The sequence below is a fragment of the Ochrobactrum sp. SFR4 genome, from assembly GCF_019730395.1.
Taxonomy (GTDB): domain Bacteria; phylum Pseudomonadota; class Alphaproteobacteria; order Rhizobiales; family Rhizobiaceae; genus Pseudochrobactrum.
In genome coordinates, this window is sequence record NZ_JAAPBB010000936.1 from 1 (window position 1) to 261 (window position 261).

The 261-nt window shown below is 55.2% G+C and carries 1 protein-coding gene; it reads left to right on the forward strand.

What is annotated here, in order from left to right:
• The coding region (locus HBA93_RS21830) for an ABC transporter permease subunit (protein WP_221724645.1) at positions 1–261 on the forward strand (261 nt) is incomplete at both ends.

A 261-nucleotide genomic window follows, 5' to 3' on the forward strand; every position in this document is an offset into this window, starting at 1 on the left:
GCTACTTTGCAGCTGCTGGTGGCGGCGATTATCTGCGAATTGCTGATCGGCCTGCCGCTTGGAATTGTTGCGGCGCTCAATCGCGGCAAGCTGCTTGATAACGCGCTGATGCTGACCAGTTTCATGACCGTTTCCGCACCGCAATTTGTGGTGGCACTGCTGCTGTTATTTATCTTTGCTGTTACGCTCGGCTGGTTCCCGATCGGCGGCTATGGCAGTTTCTCACATATTGTGTTGCCCGCGCTGACCCTCGGTATTCTC